11 protein-coding genes and 1 other annotated feature are annotated in these 7619 nt (G+C 30.7%); of the genes, 5 read left to right on the top strand and 6 right to left on the bottom strand.

Going from position 1 to position 7619, the window contains the following annotated elements; genetic code table 11:
- The 3 genes from BMX03_RS11560 to BMX03_RS10730 form a co-directional block, all read left to right on the top strand.
- A partial coding sequence (locus tag BMX03_RS11560; protein ID WP_143052102.1) for an IS3 family transposase occupies window positions 1–83 on the top strand: 83 nt, incomplete at its 5' end.
- Between the two features lie 179 nt (window positions 84–262).
- The gene (locus BMX03_RS10735; protein ID WP_015563151.1) at window positions 263–745 is read left to right on the top strand and encodes a PTS sugar transporter subunit IIA; all 483 of its coding nucleotides are present in this window, start codon (window positions 263–265) and stop codon (window positions 743–745) included.
- Between the two features lie 114 nt (window positions 746–859).
- A complete protein-coding gene (locus BMX03_RS10730; protein ID WP_075555307.1) occupies window positions 860–2212 on the top strand; it encodes an amino acid permease in 1353 nt (450 codons plus the stop codon).
- A gap of 63 nt (window positions 2213–2275) precedes the next feature.
- Here the strand turns inward: BMX03_RS10730 and BMX03_RS10725 are convergent, their stop codons facing one another.
- The 6 genes from BMX03_RS10725 to ilvC form a co-directional block, all read right to left on the bottom strand.
- Complete coding sequence (locus tag BMX03_RS10725) at window positions 2276–2758, bottom strand: MBL fold metallo-hydrolase (protein ID WP_106404440.1); 483 nt, start codon at window positions 2756–2758, stop codon at window positions 2276–2278.
- Between the two features lie 27 nt (window positions 2759–2785).
- Window positions 2786–2932: an MBL fold metallo-hydrolase gene (locus tag BMX03_RS11555; RefSeq protein ID WP_015563154.1), complete on the bottom strand. Its 147-nt coding sequence runs from the start codon at window positions 2930–2932 to the stop codon at window positions 2786–2788.
- Between the two features lie 10 nt (window positions 2933–2942).
- Window positions 2943–3080: a hypothetical protein gene (locus BMX03_RS11190; RefSeq protein WP_159432678.1), complete on the bottom strand. Its 138-nt coding sequence runs from the start codon at window positions 3078–3080 to the stop codon at window positions 2943–2945.
- Window positions 3081–3180: 100 nt separating this feature from the next.
- On the bottom strand, window positions 3181–3678 hold the full coding sequence (ilvN, locus tag BMX03_RS10720; RefSeq protein ID WP_008537269.1) for an acetolactate synthase small subunit: 498 nt from the start codon (window positions 3676–3678) through the stop codon (window positions 3181–3183).
- On the bottom strand, window positions 3675–5369 hold the full coding sequence (ilvB, locus tag BMX03_RS10715) for a biosynthetic-type acetolactate synthase large subunit (RefSeq protein WP_022228426.1): 1695 nt from the start codon (window positions 5367–5369) through the stop codon (window positions 3675–3677). Before ilvB ends, ilvN begins: the two co-directional genes overlap by 4 nt.
- Window positions 5370–5460: 91 nt before the next feature.
- Entirely contained in the window at window positions 5461–6471 is a 1011-nt protein-coding gene (gene ilvC, locus BMX03_RS10710) for a ketol-acid reductoisomerase (RefSeq protein WP_022228425.1), read from the bottom strand.
- Between the two features lie 117 nt (window positions 6472–6588).
- Window positions 6589–6860, bottom strand: a binding site (T-box leader).
- Window positions 6861–7118: 258 nt separating this feature from the next.
- On the opposite strand from ilvC, the gene BMX03_RS10705 reads away from it, so the two are divergent.
- Window positions 7119–7379, top strand: coding sequence for a hypothetical protein (locus BMX03_RS10705; RefSeq protein ID WP_234970754.1), 261 nt, complete (start codon window positions 7119–7121; stop codon window positions 7377–7379).
- A gap of 74 nt (window positions 7380–7453) precedes the next feature.
- On the top strand, window positions 7454–7619 hold a 166-nt coding region (gene tnpA, locus BMX03_RS10700), incomplete at its 3' end, for an IS200/IS605 family transposase (RefSeq protein WP_143052101.1).

Raw genomic sequence — 7619 nt, 5'->3', positions numbered from 1 at the left:
ATTATAATACAAAACGGATAAAGATAAAACTAAAAGGACTTAGTCCTGTAGAATACAGAATTAAGTTTCAATTAGTAGCCTAATTAATATGTCCAATATTTTGGGTGCACATCACAGATTAAGTCTTTTTTTATAGTAAATTTTGAAATTAAATTGCAAAAATTAATGATGATTTAGAATATTTATTGCAATGTAATACTAGCTTAGTATATAATAAATAAAAAACGTAAGTAGTATGTTTAAGATTTTGGAGGATAAATAAATGGGATTATTTTCAAAACTATTTCAGTCTAATGAAAAAAATTTTGTTTCACCGATGACAGGTAAAGTGGTGGCTATGAGCGATATTCCAGACCCTGCATTTGCTCAAAAAATGATGGGTGATGGTTGCGGTATTGAATTAACAGATGGTACAGTTGTTGCACCTTTTGATGCTAAAGTAACAGCTGCTTTTCCTACTGGTCATGCTTTTGGTTTAGAAGCTAAAGAAGACGGCACAGAAGTATTAATTCATATTGGGATTGATACAGTTGAAATGGAAGGCGAAGGTTTTTCTTCTAATATAAAAGTTGGTGATGAAGTAAAACAAGGTGATGTTTTAGTAGTTGTGGATTTAGAAGCTGTACAAGAAGCAGGTAAATCACTCGTATCTCCTATTGCTTTTACTGGCAATAATAAAGTTGAAGTTTTTAAAATTGAACAAAATGTTGTTGCTGGTGAAAAAGGTCTTTTAAATTACAAATAAAATAGTGTATAATAGTAACATCTATTTGTACTATTAATAATTAAACCCTGTAGGAATAGAAAACCTACAGGGTTTTTAATTAATTACCTTATTTGATTGATGGAGGGAATTAAAATGAAAACAAATTCACAGCAAAGTCTAAAGCGTGGTTTGAAAAATCGTCATTTACAGATGATTGCTTTAGGTGGCGCTATTGGTACAGGTCTATTTTATGGTTCGGCTTCAACAATTCAATTGGCTGGGCCAGCTATTTCACTATCTTATTTAATTGGTGGCTGTGTAATATTTTTTATTATGCGTATGTTAGGGGAAATGGCTGTAGATAATCCAGTTTCCGGCTCATTTAGCTCATATGCAAATACTTATTGGCATGAATTCGTAGGCTTTTTATCTGGTTGGAATTATTGGATGAATTATGTCATCGTTAGTATGGTAGAATTAACAGCTGTAGGTATTTATATAAATTATTGGTTGCCAGATGTACCACAATGGCTTTCTGCTCTTATTTGTTTAATTATCATCACAGTGATTAATTTAATCAATGTAAAATTATATGGTGAATTTGAATTTTGTACAGCTATTATTAAAGTAGTTGCTATTTGCTGTATGATTATTTTTGGTATATATATTATTTGTACAGATATGGGAACATTTCCTGAAAATCTCAGCAATCTTTGGAGTCATGGTGGTTACTTGCCAAATGGCTGGTGGGGTCTTGCTCTTTCTTTAGTGGTAGTTATGTTCTCTTTTGGCGGTATAGAATTAATCGGTATTACTGCAGGTGAAGCAGATGAACCCCAAAAATCTATCCCTAAAGCTATAAACCAAGTTATTTGGCGAATTCTTATTTTTTATATTGGTACTTTAGTCGTTTTAATGATTTTATATCCATGGAATGAAGTAGGATTAGAAGCAAGTCCATTTGTACAGATTTTCTCTAATATTGGTATACCTGCTGCAGCAAATTTATTGAATATAGTAGTATTAACAGCAGCTATATCTGTTTATAATAGTGCTATTTATAGTAATTCACGCATGTTATATGGTTTAGCTAGTCAAGGAAATGCTCCTAAGATTTTAACTGCTTTAACTAGAAATGGCGTGCCAATGGTTGGTATTTTTATTTCTTCAGGAATTACATTAATCGCAGTAGTTTTAAATTATCTTTTCCCTGGAAAAGTATTTATGTATCTAGTTTCTATTGCAGTAGCAGCAGTACTTGTTAGTTGGTTTATCATCATTGTTACACATTTGAAATTTAGAAAAGCTAAAGCTCGTTTAGGGCAAGATAAAGATTTACATTTTAAATCTATTGGTTATCCAATCATCAATTATTTATGTATTGTATTTTTAATTTTTATTGCATTTATGATGTATCAAATCTCTGATACTAGAAATGCTTTGTATATTTTACCTTTATGGATTATTATTTTAGCTATAGGTTATATGCTTAAAAAGAAAAAATAAATATAAAAATAGAAATATAAATATAAACAGAAATAAAGAGTACAGAATTTATCTGTACTCTTTTTATTTGAACTCTAATTTTAAATTAACGCCAACTTCTTGAATGTTCATATACTTAGCCATTTGAATTTTTGCTTGAAGGCAAGTACAATGGGCAGGATAAATAATATCGATATCTTGTTCTTTTAAATAATCAATAGTTTTTCTTAATTTATCATCGACTTTTAATAGATGAAAACCACCAATAATACTGTGAATTTTTGTATTAGGAAATAAAGATTTACTATATTCGATAATATTACAAATTCCACTATGAGAACAAGCAGTTATGATAACTAATCCGTCTTTGCCTTTATAAACCATAGCACTATCATCAAAATTTAAATCATCTTGCCATTGATTATCTTTAAAAACTTCTTCCACTTTTATGCGTTCGAATGGAAATTTAGTGGGAATTTCACTTAAAAATACAAGATTGTCATCAGTCCAATATGGCTCTTTTGTAAGTATAGGCTCTAATTTATATGATAATTCATCAAAAGACATAGACATTCTAATATCTATATTATTTTTTCATTTAGGATAAAGAATTTGAGGATGAGCTATTAATTTTGTCTTTTCTAGATTATATTTATGTAAAAGACTTTTTAGCCCACCAGTATAGTCGCTATGGCCATGAGATAAAACAATATAATCTAAGTTAGCTAAAGAAATATTCATTTTACTTGCGTTAGTTAAAAAATGTCTGAATATCCTGTATTAAAAAAATTTTTTTATTATTTAACTCAATGAAATAACTAAGTGCAGGTTCACCTAAAAAATATTTATCAATAAAAGTATTATTATCTACTAAAACATTTAATATCACAGAAATCACCTCTTTAAATTTAATAAAAATAAAAAGACATTCTCTTCTATATCAAATTTTAAATTAAAATTTATAAAAAAGAATGTCTTTATTTTATATATTACATATTTTTTACAGGAATAGTACCACGGGACATAGTAAGTGTACCAGTTCTAGCTACTTCGATTACTTCATAATCTGCAAGCATTTCACAAAGGGCATCAATTTTTGTATGGTCGCCAGTTAATTCAATAACGAGTGTTTCGCGATTGATATCAACTATTTTTGCACGGAAGATATTTACTATATTTACAATATCATTTCTAGTTATAGGGTCAGCTTTTACTTTTATCATCACAAGTTCACGATTGATTGAATCAATATGAGTCAAATTAACGATTTTGATTACATTAATGAGTTTATTGATTTGCTTCATAACTTGTTCTACTTCATTTTCACTATCAGCAGTCAAGACAAAGCTCATTCTAGTAACATGTTCTTCTTCTGTATAGCCTACAGATAAGGTATTGATATTAAATGAACGTCTGCTGATAAGGGAAACAATATGGCTCAATACTCCAGGAGTATCTTCAGCTAATAGTGTTAATTGATATTTCATTGTTCTGCCTCCAATACCATTTGATCAAGTCGTCCACCAGCGGGAACCATAGGGAATACATTTTCTTCATCAGGAATTAATATATCAATGAGATAAGCGCCATCACTATTGATGTAATTAGCTAATTGTTCATTGAATGTAGTTTTATTATCAATGCGATAACCATTTACACCCATAGCTTGAGCTAATTTTACTAAATCAGTTTTACCTCTCAATACAGAATGAGAATAATGATGATTGTAGAACATACGTTGCCATTGAGCAACCATGCCAAGCATATGGTTATTGAGTACTACTACTTTTATATCTAAATTATAATCAGCAACAGTAGCAAATTCTTGACAATTCATCATAATACTACCATCACCAGTAAATAAAACTACTTTTTTATCAGGATTTGCAAGTTTAGCGCCAATTGCAGCAGGAAGACCAAATCCCATAGTACCAAGTCCACCAGAAGTGATAAATTTGCGAGATTTTTGTAAATTATAATATTGTGCTGCCCACATTTGATGCTGACCAACATCTGTTACTACAATAGTGTTTTCATCACAAATTTTACTGATATTAGTGATAATATTTTCAGGCATGATTAAATTTTCATCATCACGATATAATAAAGGATTGAAATGTTTCATTTCAAAGATGTAATCACGCCAAGGTTTATATTGATCTTTTAATTGTGCACCAATGATAGAAAGTTTAGCTGTGAATAAAGGTAAAGACCAACGTAAATCACCGACAACAGGATAATCTACATGTACATTTTTATTTATTTCCGCACTATCAATATCAAAATGAGCGATTTTGGCATTAGGGGCAAATTCGGAAACTTTACCAGTAACACGGTCATCAAAACGAGCGCCTAAAGCAATTAATAAATCACATTCCATTACTGCCATATTTGCTGTATAAGTACCATGCATACCTACCATGCCTAAGGATTCTAATTGGTCGCATGGAATAGAACCTCTACCCATAAGGCTTTCAACAACAGGAATGCCAGTTATTTCAGTTAATTGTTTGATATACGCAGAAGTATTTGAAGAAATAACACCACCGCCGACAAATAAAACAGGTTTTTCAGCAGTTTTTACAGCTTCGATTAAAGTATCAATATCGTCTGTATTGCCATCTTTTTGTAATTTATATCCACGAAGATTAACTTCTGTAGGATATTCAAAATCTATTTCCGCTTCAAATACATCTTTAGCAATGTCAATGACAACAGGGCCAGGTCTACCAGTAGAAGCAATATGGAATGCTTCTTTAAATACTCGTGGTAAATCGCTAACTTTTTTTATTAAGTAATTATGTTTAGTTACAGGTGCTGTAATACCACATACATCGGCTTCTTGGAAAGAATCTTTACCGATTAGATGAGTAGCAACCTGTCCTGTAATACAAACGATAGGAATAGAGTCTATATTAGCTGTCGCAATACCTGTGATTAAATTGGTAGCACCTGGACCAGATGTAGCAAAACATACTCCAACTTTTCCACTAGAACGAGCATAACCGTCAGCAGCATGAATAGCACCTTGTTCATGTTTGGTTAGAATATGAGGAAATTTATTTTGATATAAAGCATCATATAATGTCAAAACAGCACCGCCAGGGTAACCAAAAACAAGATTTACATTTTCTTTTTTCAAACATTCAATAATTGCTTGAGCGCCGTTTATTTGCATGAATTTTTCCTCCTTTATATATGTAATCAAATATTTTGATAAAAAAAGAGATGCTTTGCAGCATCTCTTTTTGCTTTATATATCGCCGCTATTAATTGTTGATAAGTTTATCGGAATCATTCCAGCTATAAAGTTTACGAAGTTCAGCACCAACTTTTTCGCATTCATGTTCAGCTGCACGTTTACGCATAGCAAGGAAATGAGCACAACCAGTTTGGTTATCCATGAGCCAATCTTTAGCAAAAGTACCATCTTGAATATCAGAAAGAATTTTCTTCATAGCTTTTTTAGTATCTTCTGTAATGATTTTTGGACCAGTGATATAATCACCATATTCAGCAGTATTGGAGATAGAATAACGCATACCAGCAAAACCGCTTTCATAGATAAGGTCAACAATAAGTTTCATTTCATGAATACATTCAAAATATGCATTACGTGGGTCATAACCTGCTTCAACTAATGTTTCAAAACCAGCTTGCATTAAAGCGCAAACACCACCGCAAAGAACAGCTTGTTCACCAAAGAGGTCAGTTTCTGTTTCGGTTTTGAAAGTTGTTTTAAGAACACCTGCTCTAGAGCAACCAAGACCATTTGCATAAGCAAGAGCTAAATCTAAAGCGTTGCCTGTAGCATCTTGATATACAGCAACAAGACATGGAGTTCCACGACCTCTTAAATATTCGCTTCTAACTGTATGACCAGGAGCTTTTGGTGCAATCATAGTAACGTCAACATCTTTTGGTGGAACGATTTGATTGAAATGAATAGCAAAACCATGAGCGAACATGAGCATTTTACCAGCTGTTAAATTTGGTTCGATAGATTCTTTATACATTTTTGCTTGTTTTTCATCATTGATAAGAACCATGATAACATCTGCTTGAGCAGCAGCTTCAGCAGCTGTGAAAACATCAAAACCTTGAGCTTCTGCTTTAGCCCAGGATTTACTTCCTTTGTAAAGACCTACAACAACATCTAAACCAGATTCTTTTAAATTTAACGCATGTGCATGACCCTGACTACCATAGCCGATGACAGCAATTTTTTTACCTTTTAATAAGTTAAGATTACAATCTTCTTGATAATAAATTTTTGCCATAATAAAAAATCTCCTTTTGTATCTTTTGTATTAAAAAATACTTTATAAATTTATGCAAACATGCATTAATATAATAAAAAAGTTCATCTCTTAGAAATATATATTTCATATATATTTCTAAGGGACGAACTTTTTAAATCCGTGGTACCACCCAAATTTTGCTAATAATAGCAACACTCAGAATACATTTATAACAATTAATTGATAATTAGAATATACAAATGTATTTTCCAATAACGAGGAAAAGCCGTTTTGACTTACTAAGTATAATTACTTTTCAGTCAAAATCCTCCCAGATGATGTTCACTATAACATCACACTGATTTGCACCAACCATCAGCTCTCTGTAGTTTTTTGCTATAAGTTACTTGTCTGTTCATAGGATTTATTATATTTGATTTCATGTTTACAACTTTACGATATGTATACATTAAACTATTCTGTTGAATTTGTCAAGTGTTTTTTATTTATTAACTTTTTCTATTTAACTAAAAGCATGATTATTAAGGCTGTTTGTAAATTGTAAAATTGTAATTAATATTGAATGAATTTTAGCAGTTATTTATATTAAGGTATTTTAAATATGGTAGAATGAAGTTAATAAAGTAGTAAATTTATTAAATTAAAATTTGAGGAGAAATTATTTTATGACTTATTGGTCGAATGAAAATGGTGAAGGTAGTTTTCAAAGTAAATTTTTTCAAGATGATGAACATAAGCATAGATTAAGCATTTATATAAATGACGATAAGTTAAAAGAATGTGCTGAAAAATGTGTAGAGTCTTTTAATAATCTCACAGATGGTATGATAGATGAAATTTGCACACAACTTTGGGAAAATGTAAAAGATGAATTTACATTACCAAATGCGAGCGTAAAGCCCCTAAATTTATTTATGGGGATATAAGCTCGCTAAAAAACAATGATTCGATATCATTGTTTTTTATTGTATTATATTTTTAATAGTTATATAATACTTTTATGAAATATAAATCAAATAATAATATAGTATATTCTTGTAAATATCATGTAGTATTTTGTCCTAAATATCGTAGAAAAGTGTTGAACAATGGTGTTGATGAACGATTAAAGGAGTTGATTAATAATATTTGTCAGGAGCTTCACGTCGATTTAATCGAGATGGAAG

Origin of the sequence: Megamonas sp. Calf98-2, from assembly GCF_900110235.1 — a bacterium.
GTDB classification, from domain to species: Bacteria; Bacillota; Negativicutes; order Selenomonadales; family Selenomonadaceae; genus Megamonas; species Megamonas funiformis.
Note: the sequence above shows the minus strand (reverse complement) of the source record. Positions and strands in the feature narration are given on the sequence as shown.

Bases quoted from the DNA above. Each gene is read 5' to 3' on its own strand.
- BMX03_RS10735 (WP_015563151.1), top strand. From the start codon at position 263: ATGGGATTATTTTCAAAACTATTTCAGTCTAATGAAAAAAATTTTGTT.
- BMX03_RS10730 (WP_075555307.1), top strand. From the start codon at position 860: ATGAAAACAAATTCACAGCAAAGTCTAAAGCGTGGTTTGAAAAATCGT.
- BMX03_RS10725 (WP_106404440.1), bottom strand. From the start codon at position 2,758: ATGTCTTTTGATGAATTATCATATAAATTAGAGCCTATACTTACAAAA.
- BMX03_RS11555 (WP_015563154.1), bottom strand. From the start codon at position 2,932: ATGAATATTTCTTTAGCTAACTTAGATTATATTGTTTTATCTCATGGC.
- ilvN (WP_008537269.1), bottom strand. From the start codon at position 3,678: ATGAAATATCAATTAACACTATTAGCTGAAGATACTCCTGGAGTATTG.
- ilvB (WP_022228426.1), bottom strand. From the start codon at position 5,369: ATGCAAATAAACGGCGCTCAAGCAATTATTGAATGTTTGAAAAAAGAA.
- ilvC (WP_022228425.1), bottom strand. From the start codon at position 6,471: ATGGCAAAAATTTATTATCAAGAAGATTGTAATCTTAACTTATTAAAA.
- BMX03_RS10705 (WP_234970754.1), top strand. From the start codon at position 7,119: ATGACTTATTGGTCGAATGAAAATGGTGAAGGTAGTTTTCAAAGTAAA.